Here is a 16,722-nt window from a genome sequence, read left to right as displayed (position 1 = left end):
CGCCTGCGACCAGGCGGGTGATGGCTTTCAGGTGGTCCGCAATGTGCGGATTGCGAGATGCCAGAGCCCTGTTGATGTATGTGCCGATCCAGGCGTCCAGGTCCTGGGGTACTACGAAACCTGGCGCCCCAGCGCGGCGCCGTAGTCCTCAGCAAACCCGTGCATGTCCTTCAACACCGGTCCCGTGAGCGCATACGACATTGATATGTGCGACGGCGGGTCGGTCAGGATCTTCGCGCAAAGTTCCGCAACGTCATAGGCAGCGATTGGCGCGATCTTCTGCGTGGCAAACGGCAGATGAAGTTCGCCCGCACTCAGCAATTGCTTGAGCGGAAACCAGGAAAGGATCGGGTTCTCGGCGAACATCGTTGCTCGGATGTTGACGACCGGGAGACCAGACCATTGCAACGCCTGCTCCGACGCCCAATGTGCCCGCTGTTGCGGCGACCACTCGGCGACAGATCCGCCCAGCCAGGCTATTCGCGCCTCCCGCTCGGCGGTCATTCGATCGAACGTCATGAAGGTCTGCTCGAACTCCGAGATGTTCACGAAAACCTCGATGCCGCCTTGCGCACGCGCAGCGGCGGCCATCAGGATGGTCGCGTCGCTATAGTAAGGGTTCAAGCTCATGCTGAAGTAGATCCGGCGACAACCTTTCAGGGCAGCCGCGACATCGGAGGCATTAAGAAGATCGCCGACGAATACCTCGGCTCCGGCCTGTCGAAGCGCCTCAGCCCGCTCGTCGTCCGTCCTAACGAAGGCGCGCACCGGATATTGCTGCAGCAGCATCTTGATCATCGTCCTGCTGACAGAGCCAACCTCGCCACCGGCACCGGTGATCAATATTGGGGGCCGCTTCGACATCGATTTGTCCTGTTGGCTGAGTGACCGAGTGGTTCGTCGACAGGTCCGATCCTCGCGCGCGGGATCAGTTAGGCTCTCATGAAGCGGAGGATGTGGTCGAAGACGGCGTCGGGTTGTTCAAGATGGAGAAAGTGCCCGACTTCAGGCATCACGACACGCTCAAGACCATTTGTGAACGCCGCCTCCATGCCTTCGCTAAGCTGGGCGGAGATGCAGCCGTCGTCTGCCCCATGAAGATAGAGCGACGGGACAGTAATTGGGCCAGTCGCGAGAGCCTCGAGAGCTTGCGCTGCCGCGTCGGATGGCGGGGCGAACAACTGCCGATAATAGGCCAGAGTCCTGCGTGAGGAGGCCGGGCTGGGCAAAGGCCTCGTTGAGTGCAGATCGAGCCGGAGCTGGCAGCACATAGCCCGGTGACCATTCCCGCCACAGGCGGTCGAGGAATGCAAAGTCGTTCAGCTGAACGGCGATCTCGGCCAGACGTGTCTGGAAGAAGAACATGTACCAGCTTCGCCGCTGCTGATCACCGTCGGCAACGAACGCCGACGCCAGTCCCTTTCCATAGGGCACGGCCAGCCCGACAAGCTTGCGGACGCGTCCCGCATCGAGGCTTGCCGCAGCGTAGGCTGCACGTGCGCCCAAATCATGGCCGACGAGAACGGCTTGCTCAGCTCCAAGCGATTCGATGAGCGCTAGTACGTCCTGACCTGTTGCCAAGGCGCGGTACGACCCGTCCGGTGCAGCGCCGCCGACCCAATATCCACGGAGCGCCGGCGCCACCGCCCAATATCCTTCTCGCTCGAGGCGATCGAGAAAGGGGATCCAACTCTGCGCATGATCGGGAAAGCCGTGCAGGCAGAGCACGAGGGGACCATGTCCAGCCTCCAGAATCGGGAAATCGAGCCCGTTGGCGTGAACCGTGCGGTTGCGGATATGGCCGCTCGCCAGAGAGTTCTCCCGCGAGCGCCCTGGACTATCGGCGTGCCGTTGTTGGGCCATTGAAGCGGAGGCGTTCATGCTCGGGTTTTCCTTCGTAGAGCCTGTCTGAACGAGCGAGCGCGCGCTTCCCGATTAGAGGCCCCACGAGCGAGGCGCCACTGCTACGCGGCCATTCGCAGCAGATCGACGATATCGGCTTCGTCTTACGGAGTGCCTGATCTTCTCGATCTCGTCCGTGTTGGAGTTCAGGGTCCGACTGGCAATGAGGAAGACGCGCTTTGCGTCAAGTCGCTCCGCCTCGGCGCGGATAGATTCGGAGGCGGCGGCGTTCGCTATCGCTGTTCATGGATGCGCTGCCGCCAATGTCAGGCGAGCCAGCTCGGACGGGTGCTCGACAGAGGCCTACGCTTTTCCACAGCGCCGCAACCGCTCCAGGCGTCAAGCGTCCATGATTCTTTTCATCGTGGCCCTTTGCATCGATCGCGGCGTCAGGCGATTTGAAAAGGCAGCCATGTTGTTCGCCAGGCCCGGGATCACCATGGCCTTTCCTTGCGAGAGCGCCCGAACGCCGCTCTCGGCAACCGGACGCGGCTTCATGGTGAGGAGCCGCAGCATGGCCGATGTGGTTGCGCCGGCCGCCGCATCGAAACCGGTCGCGGTGTGCCCCGGGCAGAGACTGGTAACGACCACGCCGTGCGGGCGGAGTTCGTCATGCAGGGCCTCGCCAAAGGCGAGTACATAAGCCTTGGTCGCCGCATAGGCCGCGTAGCTGGGAACGGCCTGGAAAGCCAGGAGGCTGGCGACCAGAAGGATATGTCCAGACCGCCGCTTGGACATGTCGCGTCCGAAAAGATAGGTCAGCTCTGTGAGCGTCGTGATGTTGAGCTGGATCATGTTCGCGGTCTGCTCGATCGGCGTGTCCAAAAAATCGCCGTGCAAGCCGAATCCGGCATTGTTCACTAAGATGTCGATCGTCACCGACCTCGCGTCGAGACTGCTTTTCAGGCGGCTGGCCGCGCTCGGCGCGGCAAGATTGATCGCCTCGACGAGCACATCCACCCCGTATTTGCTGCGGAGATCGGAGGCAAGCTTTTCCATCCACTCCCGCCGTCGAGCCGCCAAGACGAGATTGACTTTCTGCGCCGCCAGGAGATCTGCGAATTCAAGACCGAGGCCACTCGACGCTCCCGTGACCAGCGCCCATTTTCCGGCGAAGCTGTTCATTGCTTCATTCGACATCGTTCTCGTCCTCATCTAGTTGGTCAGCGAATGGGGCTCGGCCAGATCTCAATCAGAAACACTGGCCCATCCTTTCAAGCTGCGGCGGCGCCGCGAACCTGTTTCGCCGCGGCATCCAGAACGGCCTGCGCCAGATCAGGATCGTTGATCACGCGCGATAGCGTCACCGCGCCAACCATCGTCGCGAGAATGGCCATGGCCTTGCTGCGGGAGGCCTCGTCGCCGGCCCCGGCGAGAAAGCGGTCGAGCACGTCGAGATGCGCCTTGATTCCTGCTTCGAATTCCGCCTTCACCTCGGGGCCCTGTCGGGCGGCGTCTGAGCCGAGTGCCACGATGGGGCAGCCGTCCATCTTTTCTCCGCGATGGTCGCCGCTGAGGTAAAACCCGATCACCGCGCTCAGCGGATCATCGGGATTCTGAGCAGCCGCGTCCGACCATCGGCCCGACGCGCTCTCCAATGCTCGCCTGGACGCCTCGACAGCCAAATCCTCTTTTGACGCGAATTGCTTGTAGAAGGCGCCTTGGGTTAGCCCCGCCCCTTCCATCAGATCCTTGAGCCCGATGCCATCGAAGCCGCGCTCCCTGAAGAGGCGACTTGCCACATTGATCACGGTTTTGCGGTTCTCCGCGGCCTGAACGCGACTGACTCGCATTGGCACCTCCAACTTAGATTGCATTTGAACTCTAATACGACAATATAGAAGCCGAGCGCAATCTATCAAGGGGCCCCAACGCCGAATCTCTTTGGTGGAGGGCTTCAGCCGGCGCTCTTAACGTCGCCCGAGGGCCCGGAATCACATTTTCTTTGTCTCCCTTCCTTTTTAGATTGCGTTCGAAATCTAAACGGAATACAGAGTTCGGACGAAATCTAAATTGGGAGATTGACATGAGGATGCGGGGTTTTGCGGTTTTGGCTGGTATTTTGATCTCGGCCGGGGTGGCGACCTTCGTTGCCCTCGGGATCCCGCCCCGGGAAGCCTCTGCGGTCGGTGACCCCAGGCAAGAGCCCCCAATGGTTCGTCTCGCGATGGCCGCGCCGGTCGGCGGATCCGAACGCGGTTTCACCGGCACCATCGGGGCGAGGGTGGAAAGCAATCTCGGTTTTCGCGTCGCCGGTAAGATCGTCGAGCGGCTCGTCAGTGTCGGTGAGCAGGTCAAATCCGGGCAGCCGCTGATGCGGATCGACGAAACCGACCTCCGCCTGGCGCTCGCAGCGAAGCGCAACGCCGTCGCCGCTGCGCGTGCAGCTGTCGTTCAGACCGACGCCGATGAGCGGCGATACGCCAACCTGGTCAGCGACGGATGGACTTCCAAGCAGCGCTACGAGCAGGCGAAGGCCGCGTCGGATACAGCCAAAGCGCAGCTTGCCGCGGCGGAAGCCGACGCCGGGGTTGCCGAGAACCAGGCGACCTATTCGGTCCTGGTGGCCGATGCGGATGGTACGGTCACCCAAACGCTGGGCGAGCCGGGACAAGTTGTGTCCGCCGGCCAAGCGGTCGTTCGGGTCGCGCAGTCCGGTCCTCGCGAAGCTGTGGTGGCGCTCCCCGAAACGATCCGGCCGGCGATCGGCTCGCTCGCTGAGGCGAGCCTGTATGGGAGCGATGGGCGGTTTACTGCGCATCTGCGGCAGTTGTCGGATTCCGCCGATATCCAGACCCGCACTTATGAGGCACGTTACGTGCTCGATGGTGAGGCCGCGGCGGCACCGCTTGGCGCGACGATCACCATTCGGCTTGCAAGCCAGGGGAGCCAGCCGGAAGTTCAGGTGCCGCTGGGAGCCGTGCTCGACGACGGCAGAAAGACCGGCGTTTGGGTGTTCGACGGCGGCACCTCGACCGTCCGTTTTCAGACCATCAAGCTTGTGCGTGTGACCAGCGAAAATGCCGTTATCTCCGGCCTGAGCTCCGGTGATCGGGTTGTCTCTCTGGGCGCACATCTCCTGCAGGAGGACGCTCACGTCAGGACAGCCTCTCAAGACAGGAGCAACTGATGAGCTTCAATCTTTCGGCGATCGCAGTCCGTGAACGGGCCGCAACGCTGTTCTTCTTGCTTTTGCTGGCGGCCGCGGGGGCCTACGCCTTCCTCATGCTCGGACGGGCCGAGGATCCCTCCTTCACCATCAAGACCCTGACGGTCACGACCGTGTGGCCGGGTGCGACCGCACGCGAGATGCAGGACCAGGTCGCCGAACCGCTCGAGAAGCGGATTCAGGAACTGACCTGGTACGACCGGGTGGAGACGACCACACGGCCGGGTTATGCGTACATGACCGTGACGCTGAAGGACAACACACCGCCATCGAGCGTGCAGGAGGAATTCTACCAGGCCCGCAAGAAGCTGGGCGATGAAGCGCGCAAGCTGCCCCCCGGTGTGCTCGGCCCCTTCATCAATGACGAATATTCGGACGTCAGCTTCGCCCTTTATGCCCTGAAGGCCAAGGGCATGCCGATGCGGGAGCTCGCCAGGCAAGCAGAGACCATTCGCCAGGATCTCCTGCACGTGCCCGGCGTCAAGAAGATCAACATCCTCGGTGAACGCCCCGAGCAGATATTTGTCGAGTTCTCCTATCCCAAACTGGCAACTCTCGGCGTATCGGCAACGGATATCGTTGCCGCTTTGCAGCGGCAGAACACGGTCACACCCGCGGGCTCGATCGATACCAAGGGGCCGCAGGTCTTCATCCGGGTCGAGGGGGCCTATGACAGCGTCCAGGCGATCGCCGACACTCCGATCGTCGCAGCCGGGCGAACGCTGAAGCTTTCCGACATCGCCGAAGTCCGTCGCGGTTACGAGGATCCTCCCACCTACCTCATCCGGCACCAGGGCGAGCCCACCATCATGCTCGCGGCGGTCATGCAGGAGGGCTGGAATGGTCTCGCGCTCGGCAAGGCGCTGGAGGAGAGGTCCGCAGCGATCTCCCGGACACTGCCACTCGGGATGACGTTGGCAAAGGTCAGCGACCAGGCCGTCAACATCTCCTCATCGGTGAACGAATTCATGATGAAGTTTGCGATGGCGCTCGGCGTGGTGCTGCTGGTGAGCCTGCTCAGCCTCGGCTGGCGCGTCGGCATCGTTGTCGCGGCTGCCGTCCCACTGACGCTTGCCGTCGTGTTCCTCATCATGCTGGAGACCGGCCGTTTCTTCGACCGCATCACGCTGGGCGCCCTCATCCTGGCGCTTGGCCTTCTCGTGGACGACGCCATCATCGCCATCGAGGTGATGGTGGTGAAAATGGAAGAGGGCATGGACCGCATCTCGGCGGCAGCCTATGCCTGGAGCCACACTGCGGCACCGATGCTGTCCGGAACACTCGTGACGATCGCAGGCTTCCTGCCGGTGGGCTTCGCCCGCTCGACGGCCGGCGAATACGCCGGCAACATCTTCTGGGTCGTGGGGTTCGCTCTCATCGTCTCCTGGATCGTCGCGGTCGTCTTCACGCCCTATCTCGGCGTCAAGATGCTGCCCGCGATCAAGCCGATCGAAGGCGGCCACCACGCGATTTACGGTACGCCCAACTATCGGCGCTTGCGCGCTCTCATTACCTTCGTCGTGCGCCAGAAGTTCATGACCTGCGGCGTCGTCGCGGTCGCTTTCGCGCTTTCCGTCGCCGGCATGGGTGGCCTCAAACAGCAGTTCTTCCCGACGTCCGACCGCCCTGAAGTGCTGGTGGAGGTCCGTCTGCCGGAAGGCACCAGCATCGGGACGACGACCGCCACCGTCGCAAAGCTTGAACGCTGGCTGGAAGGCCAGTCGGAGGCCAAGATCGTCACGAGCTATGTCGGTCAGGGTGCGCCGCGCTTCTTTTTCGCGATGGCGCCGGAGCTGCCCGATCCGGCCTTCGCAAAGATCGTCGTGCTGACACCGGACGCTGAAGCCCGCGAGGTCTTGAAGCATCGGCTCCGACAGGCGGTGTCGGATGGGCTTGCGCCTGAGGCGAATGTGCGCGTCACGCAGCTCGTGTTCGGACCCTATACGCCATTCCCCGTCGAGTTTCGGATCATGGGGCCTGACCCAGCGGAATTGTACGCTATCTCTGAAAAGGCGCTCGGTATCATGCGTGGCGTTGCCGATGTGCGCCAGGCGAACCGCGATTGGGGTGATCGCACGCCCGTGCTCCGCTTCATCCCTGATCAAGACCGGCTGAACCTCATCGGACTTTCGCCCGCGGAAGTGGGCCGGCAACTCCAGTTCCTTCTCACTGGCATCGCCGTGACACAGGTCCGCGAGGACATTCGCAATGTCCCCATCGTGGCGCGCAGCGCCGGCGGCGAGCGGCTGGATCCGACGCGACTGGCGGATTTCTCATTGATGAGCCGAGACGGCCGCGCCGTTCCGCTCGACCAGGTGGGCCATTCGGAAGTCCAGCTTGAAGAACCGATCATGAAGCGTCGCGACCGCACCCCCGTCGTCATGATCAGGTCGGACATCAACGAGGCAACTCAGCCTCCGGAGGTCTCCAAGGATATCCAGACGGCTCTTCAGCCGCTGATCGCATCTCTTCCGGCCGGTTATCGCATCGAGCTGGGCGGATCGATCGAGGAGGCAACCAAAGCCAACGACGCGTTGGCGACAATCTTTCCGGTCATGATTGCCGCCATGCTGATCGTCATCATGCTGCAGGTGCGATCCTTCTCGATGATGGCCATGGTCGTGCTGACCGGACCACTTGGCCTCGCCGGCGTCGTGCCGATGTTGTTGATTTTTCACCAGCCCTTCGGATTCAACGCCATTCTTGGCCTGATAGGACTGGCGGGCATCCTGATGCGCAACACACTTATCTTGACCGACCAAATCAAGGAGAACCTTGCCGCTGGCCTTGACGACTATCACGCCGTCATCGAGGCCACGGTACAACGTACGAGGCCCGTGATCCTGACCGCGCTTGCAGCCGTGCTGGCCTTCATCCCCCTTACGCATTCCGTTTTCTGGGGATCCATGGCCTACACGCTGATCGGCGGCACCGCGGTCGGAACGGTTCTGATTCTGCTGTTCCTTCCTGCGCTTTATGCCGCGTGGTTTCGGATCAAGCCGACCGCAGATGACATGCATGAGGTTTCACCCAAGAGGCCGGAACTGCAGCCAGCATTGGCTGCCGAATAAGGCGCTGTCGCTCCAATGGATCGTCCGGTCCGAACAGGAAGAGAGTCCGACGAGGCCCGCGCCCGGATCCTGGGAGCGGCGGAAGAGCGCTTTCGGCGTGTCGGTCACCACAGGACGTCGGTGGCCGACATCGCCGCCGAGCTCGGCATGAGCCCGGCGAACATCTACCGGTTCTTTCCCTCCAGGAATGCAATCGACGAGTACATCTGCGGGCGTCTCATGAACGAGCTTGCCGACCTCGCCTTTGCGATCGCACGGAGGGACGCGCCGGCCACCGAGAAACTCGAGGAACTGCTGAGCACTGTTCACCATCACAGCAAGATGACGTTGGTCAAGGCGAAGCCCATGCACGATCTGATCGTTGTCGCCACGCAGGAGAACTGGCCGATCATCAAGGCGCAAATCGAGCGGATGGAGACGATCTTCGAGGCGATCATACGCGGGGGCGCCCAAGCGGGCCAATTCGATGTCGAAGATCCCGCGGAAGCGGCGCGAGCAGTCAGATCCGCGTTTATGCCATTCTTCCATCCGATTCTGATCGAGCACTGCGTTGTACACGGCGAAGACACGGAAGCAGGCCTGCGCGACCAGATTCGTTTCATACTGAAAGCACTCCGCAAATCGGGCTGAGCGGTCTGCTGCGTTCAACCCCTCCATCCACAACACGGAGCCCATCACCATGGATGACGTCATCATCATCGGCGGCAGCTTTGCCGGTCTAGCCGGCGCCCTGCAGCTCGGCCGTGCCCGCCGCAAGGTCACCGTTCTCGATACCGGCCTGCCGCGCAACCGCTTTGCCGGCCACTCGCATGGCCTGCTCGGCCACGATCACAAGCCGCCGCTGGACATCCTGGCCGAGGCGCGGCAGCAGCTGGCGCGTTATCCCACGATCAAGCTGGTCAGTGCCCGGGCCGACAGCGTCTCCGGCGCCATCGACGATTTCTCCGTCCTCACTTCCGACGGCGAAAGCCTTGGGGCGCGTCGTCTGATCCTGAGCTATGGCGTCGCCGACCAGATGCCAGATGTTCCGGGCTTTGCCGAAGGCTGGGGCACGTCCATCGTGCCCTGCCCCTATTGCGACGGCTTTGAAGTCGCCGGCCAGCATTGGGGCCTCGTCTGGTCCGGCCCGCAGTCGCACAATCAGGTCAGGCTGTTCCACGATTGGACCGACAGGTTGACGCTCTTCGCCGATGGTCACGACATTCCGCCCGATATCCGGGCCGATCTGGCGCGCCGCAACATACCTGTCGTCGAGGGCCGGATCACCGGGATCGCCCATCACGGGGGCCATAGCGCCACGGTCAAGCTCGATACCGGCCCCGATTTCGCGGTCGACATCCTGTTCGCACATCCGCGCAACAAGCCGTCCGCAAGCCTGCATGAATCGCTGGGTCTCGCCACGGTGGATACGCCCGGCGGCATCGCGCTCAAGGTCGACGAGCGCCGCCAAACCAGCATGCCCGGCATCTACGCCGCCGGAGACCTCGCCAACCCCCTCATGCCCTCGGTCACCACGGCATCATGGCAAGGCGCGATGGCGGGTATCTTCGCCCAGCAGTCGATGCTGGTTTGAGAGCACAGATTGGAGATGAGCATGGCCGTCGAACCGGACAGCGCGGGTGTGCGCTTCCCTCCGCCCTTGGTCTATCTGGGAGCGCTGCTGTTGGGGCTGGCGGCGGAGCGGTTCGTCACCTTGCGCTCTTTTGGCATCGACTGGCGGTTGCTGGTCGCGACGGGCGCGCTGCTGTTCGTTGCCGGTGCGGCGATGATGCTTGCGGCGGCGGGGCTGTTCCGGCGGCTGGGCACCAACGTTCCGCCGTCGCAGCCAACGACCCTCATCGCAACGACCGGCCTTTATCGGTGGACCCGCAATCCCATGTATCTCGGCATGGCGCTTATCTATGCCGGCCTGGCGATCGGCTTGGACGGGCCGATCGCCTTCGCCTTGCTCCCGTTGGTGCTGATCGCGATCCAGACGCAGGTGATCGCCCGCGAGGAGCGCTATCTCGAAACGAAGTTCGGCGACGACTACCGCCGCTACAAGGCCGAGGTTCGCCGCTGGCTGTGACTTGCGCCGCTGCCGTCTGCGTGGCCGCCCGTCAGCCAGCTTTGCCAACGGATCGCCGTCGTTACCCGGAGCAGCTTTCAGTATCTGGAAAGTATCCATCCCGTCTTGCAGAGCCGTCGGCTATCCAACAACAGGGGACATCAATGGTCTACAGTCTAATTGTCAAAAAAGAGATCCGCAGGAGCTTCGATCATGTCAACAACCAGCGTTGGGATGATGCTGCAAAAGGCCTAACACCAAACGCGTATCACTGGGTTGCCGGAGATCATGCGTTGGGGGGTGAGCGACATGGAAAGCAATCCGTGAAGCAGTGGTTCGAGCGCATGGGCCGTGTTTTCCCGAAGCTGCACATAGATGTTGAGCAGGTGGAGGTGACGGGTTGGCCATGGAATACCACAGTGTTCGTCAAGTGGCGGGCCAACGCGAGGCTACTTGACGGCCAAAGCTCGTATGTGAACAGAGGCGTCCACGTCTTCAAGTTGCGATGGGGCAAGGTTTATTCGATTGAGGAATACTTCGACTCGCAGGCTGCAGAAAGAAGCCTCGCTATCCAAGCTCGTGCCGGTTTGGATGAAGCTGCGGCTGGACCAATCGTGAGCTAACGCTGATCATTCGTGTGATGCCGCCATCAGCCTATCAGGTCGCCGACTGGAATGGCCAAAGCGGGGAGCGCTGGGTCGCCCACCAGGCCCGGCTCGACGCCAGGCTGGCGGTGCTCGGCCAGGCCGCGATCGAAGCCGCCGCGCCCGCGACGGGCGAGCGCGTGCTGGACGCCGGCCCTGTTCCGGGTAGCCGACGCCAGCAGCGCCGAGCTGCCCGAGGGCGCGTTCGACATCCTGTTCTCGCGTTTCGGAGTGATGTTCTTCGACGATCCGACAGGGGCGTTCGCGCATATGCGCCGCGCGCTCCGGCCGGGCGGCCGGGTCGCATTCGTCTGCTGGCGCGGTGCGACCGAAAACGATTGGATGCGCCTGCCGATGGGCGCGATCAAGGGTATCGTCCCGCCGACGGCGCCGCCCGATCCCGAAGCGCCCGGTCCATTCTCGTTCGGCGACCGGGGGCGGGTGGGTCGGATCCTGACGGCGGCCGGGTTCACCAATATCGCTATCGCGCCCTTCGATGCTTCCGTCCCGTTTGGCGAGGGCGCGACGCGGGACGCGGCGATCGACGACGCGGTGAAGATGACGTTGGAGGTCGGCCCGCTGTCGCGCGCGCTTGCTGATCAGCCCGACGACATCCGCGCCCGCGCCTCGGCCGCGGTTCGTGCCGCCTTCGCGGGCCGCCCCGGCGAGCGGTCGGTGATGATCGACAGCGCGACGTGGATCGTCACGGCGCGCAATCCGGCGAGCTGAGCGATTAACAGGGGAGACGCCCCGCTCGCGCCTTCTTCGATGAGTTTGCGGATTCACGGATTCAGGCCCCTGTTCACCTCGGGTCACAAGCGCTCAATTTCAATGCCTTGCGAGCAGCGACTCGATCCTATCGTCAAAGGCCTCCGATTGCCCCGTTCTTAAGGTCAAACACGACTCGCTCATTCGGCGGGGTATCAAGCAAATTCAAGGGCTTAGACGACTCGTTCTTAATGTGGTCGCATATTGGATGCAAAGCGCCGTTTCGCGCCGTGATCAGCATTTTGCCTTTCGCGTGCAACCCCGCGGCGCGCGAGCGCAATCGCAAAAAGTGAATCGCAATCAATGGGCTGGACTTAACTCCTCCGAGCTCACGTGAGTTCGGATGAGCAACAGCCTTCACTTCAGGTGCGGGAGGTTTTGCGAGTCGCGTCAACGACATCGACTGGAACGCTGAGACACCGATCCAGCAGCTTCACGCGTCGCTGCAATCAGGCCTGTTGCGCCCCTAAAAGGCGCGCTTCCCCATAAAGCCTGGACCAGTTCAATATTTCCTTAAACGCTGGCAGCAGGCCATGAGGCTTCCCCATGATGTGGCCGATCTGCGTCCGCAGCTCGTCCAGCTCGGGCTGGCAATGACGTGCTGCCCTGCGGCCCCGCGCTTGTCACACCCCGGCGGGGATGCTGAAGTGCCGCCCTCAATGCGTAGCGTAGGAGGCGGCGCCGATGGACAATATTCTCAAGGCCGCAAAGGCGATCGCGCTGGCGCGCCGCAACCATGCGCCGCTCGCGGCGCTCGAAGTTCCCCCGGCCGATGAAGCCGAGGGCTATCAGGTCCAGCGCGCGCTGCACGATCTGCTGCTGCCGCATGTTGGCCCGCTCGTCGGCTACAAGATCGGCTGCACCAGCCAGGTGATGCAGGATTATATCGGCATTCCGCACCCTTGCGGTGGCGGCGTGTTCAAGAAGGGCGTGCACGAAAGCGGCGTGCAGCTCGCGGCTGCCGACTACGTCCGGGTCGGCGTCGAATGCGAAATCGCCGTGCGGCTCAAGCGCAATCTTGCCGCCGGCGAGGCGCCGTTCACGGCCGAATGGGTCGGCGAGGCCGTCGAGGCCTATCATCCCGCGATCGAGATCGTAGACGACCGCTATGTGAAGTGGGAGACGATGGGCGCGCCGACCTTGATCGCCGACGATTTCTTCGCCGCCGGCTGCGTGCTGGGTGAGAGGGTGCCGCGCTCGTCCGTGCCGGACCTGAAGGCCGTCAAGGGCCGCGCCATCGTCAACGGTGAGGAGGTCAGCCACGGCACCGGCGCCGACGTGCTCGGCCATCCCCACAACGCACTCGCCTGGCTCGCCAACCATCTCGCCGCCGAGGGCAAGGGCTTGCACGCGGGACAGCTCGTGCTGACGGGGAGCCTGGTGAAGACGCTGTGGCTGAAGGCCGGCGACAAGGTGCGGATGGAGCTGGATGGGCTGGGGACGGTCGAGGCGGAGTTTACGTGACGTCTCCGCCGTCATTGCGAGGAACCCGTGGCGACGAGGCAATCCAGACTCTTTCCGCGGCGGCAGTCTGGATTGCTTTCGCTGCGCTCGCAATGACGGAGGTTGGGGCACGATTTCGTTCTTTCAATTTACATCGCAATTGCGGACGCACCACCACATCCTCGCGGCATCTTCCGCCCGAGTTTTGCAATCGTCTCGCCCTCCTGAAGATCAAGAAGGTGCAGGGAAGGCCGGGCGCCGGCTGGCACCCGCAATCCCGTGTGCGGATCAAACGCGCACGGGTGGATCACAGGTGACGCCGGGACATCCCGGCCTTCCCTGCGCGAATGGTTTTAACGGTGTCCTTCGTGCTCTCCCCGGGGAGCGATGCACTATTGCCCCCGTCGCCATGCAGATGGCTGATGCGCGTGCCCGGTCGGACAGCACACATCACTACAAGACTTGACGCACAGACCCCGGGCGTCAGGACCACACGACTTCTCCGTCCGCGCGCATCCCCGCTCGCATCATCGACGGCTGGCGTGCGCTCACCATCGAAGCCGAACCGGGACGCCGTCAGCGTCGTGTCGTCACGCGAGAGGTTCTGCTCACGGAATACCATCGAAGGATTCCCGCCCTGCAAAGCTCTTCGCGCCCGACGCCGTCGCGTCCACTGCATTCCATCCCTCGTTTCGTGACGGTCGCGAGACGCCCTCTTGTGGGAAGGAACAAAGAGGGAACATAATGAAGCGATCGGAGCGCGTCAACAATAAATTTCTAAAATCCGAAAATTCTGAAATAGAAAATTGGTAACGAATATGGTACCAAGAATCGAGATCGCGGAATACAGCATCGACGGTCGTATCCCGTTTCGGGATTGGTATGACCGGCTCGATGCGCAGGCCGCCGCAGCTGTCGCCGTTGCAATTGGACGACTTGCCGATGGAAATACCTCGAACGTCAAGTCGATCGGTGAGGGCGCGGCCGAACTGAAGATCAACCGCGGCCCCGGCTACCGGGTCTATTTCGGGTGGGACGGCAGCGTGCTGGTGATCCTCCTGGGTGGCGGCACCAAGCAGAGGCAACAGAGCGATATCAGCGTCGCGCTTCGTCGATGGCGTGACTACAAGGTGCGAAAGCGCAATGAGGGATGACCCGATGCCGTTGACCCACAGTTTTCAAGAGACCATTCGCGCGCGGGCAGAGCGCGATCCAACTTTCCGCGAGGCGCTGTTTCAGGAGGCGATGCAGACCCTGTTGCAGGGGGACACCGATTACGGTCGCACCGCGCTGCGGACTTACATCAATGCCACTATCGGTTTCGAACGATTGAGCGAGGTGCTTGATCGTCCGCAGAAGAGTCTGATGCGGATGTTCGGGCCGGGCGGAAACCCAACAATGGGCAACTTGGTGGCGGTGATCCGCGCGCTTCAGGAGGAGACCGGCGTGCATCTGGAGATACGCGCAGTCATGGATGTGGCGTGATGTGCACGCTCTCGCCTCCATCGTTGCGAGGAGCCCTTCGCGACGAAAGCAATCCAGAATCTTTCCGCGGACGCTCCGAATTGCTTCGCCGCGCCCACAATGACGGAGTTTGGGGCAGCGGTGTCGCTACAATTTCTCGCCTCTGACTTGCTTCTTGCAGCCGACGCCGTCGCCAAAATACATGCGGCCCTCGCTAGGGGAGCTAGCGAGGGCCGCGTCGTACATCGTCGTTCGCGCCTAGGTCCGCGAACACGATGTGGGAGCTCGGGAGAAGACTAGAAGGGCAGCAGCACGTCCATGACTTGTTGGCCGTAGCGTGGTTGCTGCACGTCCATGATCTGGCCGCGGCCGCCGTATGCGATGCGGGCCTGCGCGATCTTGCTGGAATCGATGGTGTTGTCGCTCTGGATGTCTTCGGGGCGGACGATGCCGGCGACGATGAGCTCGCGAATCTCGTAGTTGACGCGGATCTCCTGCTTGCCCTCGACCACGAGGTTGCCATTCGGCAGCACCTGGGTGACGACTGCTGCGACGTTGGTCTGCAATGCTTCCTGGCGGTTGACCGAGCCCTTGCCATCGGCGGAGGATGTCGAGTCGGTGGTGAGAAGCCGACCCGGCAGGATCTTGAGTGGCTGCGTGACCGTCTGGCTGCCGATAAAATCGGTAATTCCCGAGTCTTCCTTGGAGGTGCGGCTGCGCTGAGTCTCGTTGGAGAGGTTGGCCTTGTCGGTGATGTTCACGGTGACGGTCAGGAGGTCGCCGACGTGGGTCGCGCGCTGGTCTTTGAAGAAGGCTCGGCTGCCGTTGCGCCACAGCGAGTTCGGATTGTAGGAGGCGACTTCCGGCTTCGGCATCGGCATCTGCACCGGCTTGTAGCCGGGCTGCGTCGTCGGGTTTTCGATCGCCGCGAGCTTCGGCTGCTCGCCGATCTGCGACAGGCGGTCGATCGAGGAGCAGCCGCTCGCCAGCGCGCAAGTCGCCAGCAGCAGGGCAGTAATCGCGATGCGACGAGGACGGGAAGCCGAACTGAAACTGGACATGACTTACTCTGACTTGGCTGGAGCTTGCGAGACGCGAACTGGCGGGATCTGGGCTTGTGCGATCTGGGCCGGGGACGCCGGGGTCTGGATCAGGCTCTGGGCGAGAGCTGCGGCCGTGAGGGCGGGGGCGGGCGTTTCGTCACGCTTGAGCGATGAGGTCTGCTCGACCGCGGCCGGCATCGGCGCGGCCTGGCTGGCGCCCTGGACCGTCACCTGGCCGCGGGCCGTGACCACGCCTGTGAGCGTGCGCTTGGTCTGCAGGTTGAGCACGCTGATGATGTCGCCCTCGGCGCCGCTCTCGATCGCCTTGCCGCGCGTGGTGAGATAGATCCCGGGGACCTGGTAGATGACCGTGACGTTCTGGTCGCGCTGCACGAATTCCGGCTTGACGATATCGGCGACGCGGATCGGCATCCCCGCCCGCATCGGTCGGCGGAGCTGCATGCCGAGCGTCCGATCGCGCGAGGCGGCCTCACCGGTGACCTCGGCCTTCGGCCGGCGTTCCACGGCGACGTCGGAGGACTTCAGGAGATCGGCGCGGTCGATGTCGCGCGTTAGCACGGCCACTTCCACCGTTTCGATCGCATTGCCGGTAAAGCGCAGCTTGGTCGGCGCCGGATTGTTGTCGTTGTTGATCTCGAAGGCGATGTCGAAGCGGCCGCTGCGGGCGTCATAGCGGGTTGCGACCGGCTGCAGCGCGCCGGTGTTAGAGGCATCCAGCCGCATGTCGGCGACACCGCGGTCGAACGTCACGGTGATGTTGGCGGCATCGCCAAGTCCGAAGCGGCGCTCGAGCGCCGAGGCGACCGCGGTTTCGAGGTCCTTGTTCACCAGCGTGCGGGCGAGACGGGTAACCTGGACCTCCTTGATGTCGCCGGTCATCACGCCGATCACCTGCTTTGCACGGAGCACGCTCAGGACGTGGGCGACCGGCAGCGCGCCGGTGGTGCCGAGATCGGGCGAGCGGTAGACCGGGATCAGCGCGGCGGATCCGGCATTGTCGATGAGATCGCCGACCCGCACCACGTCCGAGGTCACGGAGATGCTCGCGCGCAGCGTCGGCGTTGCGATGAAATCGTCGGCGGCCCGTGCAGGCAGCGCCAGCACGAGGAGAGCGGAGATCGTGGCGAGGGTGGTGCGGATCATGGTCATC

Annotated in this window: 15 protein-coding genes and 2 pseudogenes; 10 read left to right on the top strand and 7 right to left on the bottom strand. The window is 62.9% G+C overall.

Features of this window, described 5'->3' with window-relative positions:
* Positions 1-111 precede the first annotated feature (111 nt).
* The 5 genes and pseudogenes from ABIB06_RS16940 to ABIB06_RS16920 form a co-directional block, all read right to left on the bottom strand.
* Positions 112-798 (bottom strand): NAD(P)H-binding protein, encoded by a 687-nt coding sequence (locus ABIB06_RS16940; protein WP_354046161.1) that lies wholly within the window; start codon positions 796-798, stop codon positions 112-114.
* 134 nt (positions 799-932) lie between these two features.
* Positions 933-1,271, bottom strand: a complete 339-nt coding sequence (locus tag ABIB06_RS16935) for an alpha/beta fold hydrolase (protein WP_354125601.1) — start codon at positions 1,269-1,271, stop codon at positions 933-935.
* Between the two features lie 82 nt (positions 1,272-1,353).
* Positions 1,354-1,863, bottom strand: a pseudogene (locus tag ABIB06_RS16930) (alpha/beta fold hydrolase); the annotation flags it as partial.
* 378 nt (positions 1,864-2,241) lie between these two features.
* Positions 2,242-3,042 (bottom strand): SDR family NAD(P)-dependent oxidoreductase, encoded by an 801-nt coding sequence (locus tag ABIB06_RS16925; protein WP_354046165.1) that lies wholly within the window; start codon positions 3,040-3,042, stop codon positions 2,242-2,244.
* A gap of 74 nt (positions 3,043-3,116) precedes the next feature.
* Positions 3,117-3,695, bottom strand: a complete 579-nt coding sequence (locus tag ABIB06_RS16920) for a TetR/AcrR family transcriptional regulator (RefSeq protein ID WP_247295401.1) — start codon at positions 3,693-3,695, stop codon at positions 3,117-3,119.
* Positions 3,696-3,928: 233 nt separating this feature from the next.
* On the opposite strand from ABIB06_RS16920, the gene ABIB06_RS16915 reads away from it, so the two are divergent.
* From ABIB06_RS16915 to ABIB06_RS16870, 10 genes and pseudogenes are all read left to right on the top strand, one after another.
* On the top strand, positions 3,929-5,032 hold the full coding sequence (locus ABIB06_RS16915) for an efflux RND transporter periplasmic adaptor subunit (RefSeq protein WP_354046167.1): 1,104 nt from the start codon (positions 3,929-3,931) through the stop codon (positions 5,030-5,032).
* Positions 5,032-8,142, top strand: coding sequence for an efflux RND transporter permease subunit (locus tag ABIB06_RS16910; RefSeq protein ID WP_354068872.1), 3,111 nt, complete (start codon positions 5,032-5,034; stop codon positions 8,140-8,142). The genes ABIB06_RS16915 and ABIB06_RS16910 overlap by 1 nt, the downstream gene beginning before the upstream one ends.
* Positions 8,143-8,157: 15 nt before the next feature.
* Positions 8,158-8,772: a TetR/AcrR family transcriptional regulator gene (locus ABIB06_RS16905; protein ID WP_354046171.1), complete on the top strand. Its 615-nt coding sequence runs from the start codon at positions 8,158-8,160 to the stop codon at positions 8,770-8,772.
* Positions 8,773-8,821: 49 nt separating this feature from the next.
* Positions 8,822-9,715, top strand: coding sequence for an NAD(P)/FAD-dependent oxidoreductase (locus tag ABIB06_RS16900; protein ID WP_354046173.1), 894 nt, complete (start codon positions 8,822-8,824; stop codon positions 9,713-9,715).
* Positions 9,716-9,736: 21 nt separating this feature from the next.
* On the top strand, positions 9,737-10,210 hold the full coding sequence (locus tag ABIB06_RS16895) for a methyltransferase family protein (RefSeq protein WP_354046175.1): 474 nt from the start codon (positions 9,737-9,739) through the stop codon (positions 10,208-10,210).
* A gap of 143 nt (positions 10,211-10,353) precedes the next feature.
* Entirely contained in the window at positions 10,354-10,812 is a 459-nt protein-coding gene (locus ABIB06_RS16890) for a nuclear transport factor 2 family protein (RefSeq protein ID WP_247456121.1), read from the top strand.
* A gap of 17 nt (positions 10,813-10,829) precedes the next feature.
* Positions 10,830-11,562: pseudogene (locus ABIB06_RS16885) on the top strand (class I SAM-dependent methyltransferase).
* 723 nt (positions 11,563-12,285) lie between these two features.
* Positions 12,286-13,065 carry a 2-keto-4-pentenoate hydratase gene (locus tag ABIB06_RS16880; protein WP_247446407.1) on the top strand — a complete coding sequence of 260 codons (780 nt, stop codon included), beginning with the start codon at positions 12,286-12,288 and terminating at the stop codon, positions 13,063-13,065.
* A gap of 809 nt (positions 13,066-13,874) precedes the next feature.
* Positions 13,875-14,198 (top strand): type II toxin-antitoxin system RelE/ParE family toxin, encoded by a 324-nt coding sequence (locus tag ABIB06_RS16875; protein ID WP_456664581.1) that lies wholly within the window; start codon positions 13,875-13,877, stop codon positions 14,196-14,198.
* Between the two features lie 4 nt (positions 14,199-14,202).
* Entirely contained in the window at positions 14,203-14,529 is a 327-nt protein-coding gene (locus tag ABIB06_RS16870; RefSeq protein ID WP_247351964.1) for a helix-turn-helix domain-containing transcriptional regulator, read from the top strand.
* 275 nt (positions 14,530-14,804) lie between these two features.
* On the opposite strand, the gene flgH is transcribed toward ABIB06_RS16870, so the two are convergent.
* A complete protein-coding gene (gene flgH, locus ABIB06_RS16865) occupies positions 14,805-15,569 on the bottom strand; it encodes a flagellar basal body L-ring protein FlgH (RefSeq protein ID WP_247351962.1) in 765 nt (254 codons plus the stop codon).
* Between the two features lie 3 nt (positions 15,570-15,572).
* On the bottom strand, positions 15,573-16,715 hold the full coding sequence (gene flgA / locus ABIB06_RS16860) for a flagellar basal body P-ring formation chaperone FlgA (protein WP_354046180.1): 1,143 nt from the start codon (positions 16,713-16,715) through the stop codon (positions 15,573-15,575).
* Positions 16,716-16,722: the final 7 nt, after the last annotated feature.

Source organism: Bradyrhizobium sp. LB8.2, assembly GCF_040548035.1.
Lineage (GTDB): Bacteria > Pseudomonadota > Alphaproteobacteria > Rhizobiales > Xanthobacteraceae > Bradyrhizobium.
Note: the sequence above shows the minus strand (reverse complement) of the source record. Positions and strands in the feature narration are given on the sequence as shown.

Bases quoted from the DNA above. Each gene is read 5' to 3' on its own strand.
- ABIB06_RS16940 (WP_354046161.1), bottom strand. From the start codon at position 798: ATGATCAAGATGCTGCTGCAGCAATATCCGGTGCGCGCCTTCGTTAGG.
- ABIB06_RS16935 (WP_354125601.1), bottom strand. From the start codon at position 1,271: ATGTGCTGCCAGCTCCGGCTCGATCTGCACTCAACGAGGCCTTTGCCC.
- ABIB06_RS16925 (WP_354046165.1), bottom strand. From the start codon at position 3,042: ATGTCGAATGAAGCAATGAACAGCTTCGCCGGAAAATGGGCGCTGGTC.
- ABIB06_RS16920 (WP_247295401.1), bottom strand. From the start codon at position 3,695: ATGCGAGTCAGTCGCGTTCAGGCCGCGGAGAACCGCAAAACCGTGATC.
- ABIB06_RS16915 (WP_354046167.1), top strand. From the start codon at position 3,929: ATGAGGATGCGGGGTTTTGCGGTTTTGGCTGGTATTTTGATCTCGGCC.
- ABIB06_RS16910 (WP_354068872.1), top strand. From the start codon at position 5,032: ATGAGCTTCAATCTTTCGGCGATCGCAGTCCGTGAACGGGCCGCAACG.
- ABIB06_RS16905 (WP_354046171.1), top strand. From the start codon at position 8,158: ATGGATCGTCCGGTCCGAACAGGAAGAGAGTCCGACGAGGCCCGCGCC.
- ABIB06_RS16900 (WP_354046173.1), top strand. From the start codon at position 8,822: ATGGATGACGTCATCATCATCGGCGGCAGCTTTGCCGGTCTAGCCGGC.
- ABIB06_RS16895 (WP_354046175.1), top strand. From the start codon at position 9,737: ATGGCCGTCGAACCGGACAGCGCGGGTGTGCGCTTCCCTCCGCCCTTG.
- ABIB06_RS16890 (WP_247456121.1), top strand. From the start codon at position 10,354: ATGGTCTACAGTCTAATTGTCAAAAAAGAGATCCGCAGGAGCTTCGAT.
- ABIB06_RS16880 (WP_247446407.1), top strand. From the start codon at position 12,286: ATGGACAATATTCTCAAGGCCGCAAAGGCGATCGCGCTGGCGCGCCGC.
- ABIB06_RS16870 (WP_247351964.1), top strand. From the start codon at position 14,203: ATGCCGTTGACCCACAGTTTTCAAGAGACCATTCGCGCGCGGGCAGAG.
- flgH (WP_247351962.1), bottom strand. From the start codon at position 15,569: ATGTCCAGTTTCAGTTCGGCTTCCCGTCCTCGTCGCATCGCGATTACT.
- flgA (WP_354046180.1), bottom strand. From the start codon at position 16,715: ATGATCCGCACCACCCTCGCCACGATCTCCGCTCTCCTCGTGCTGGCG.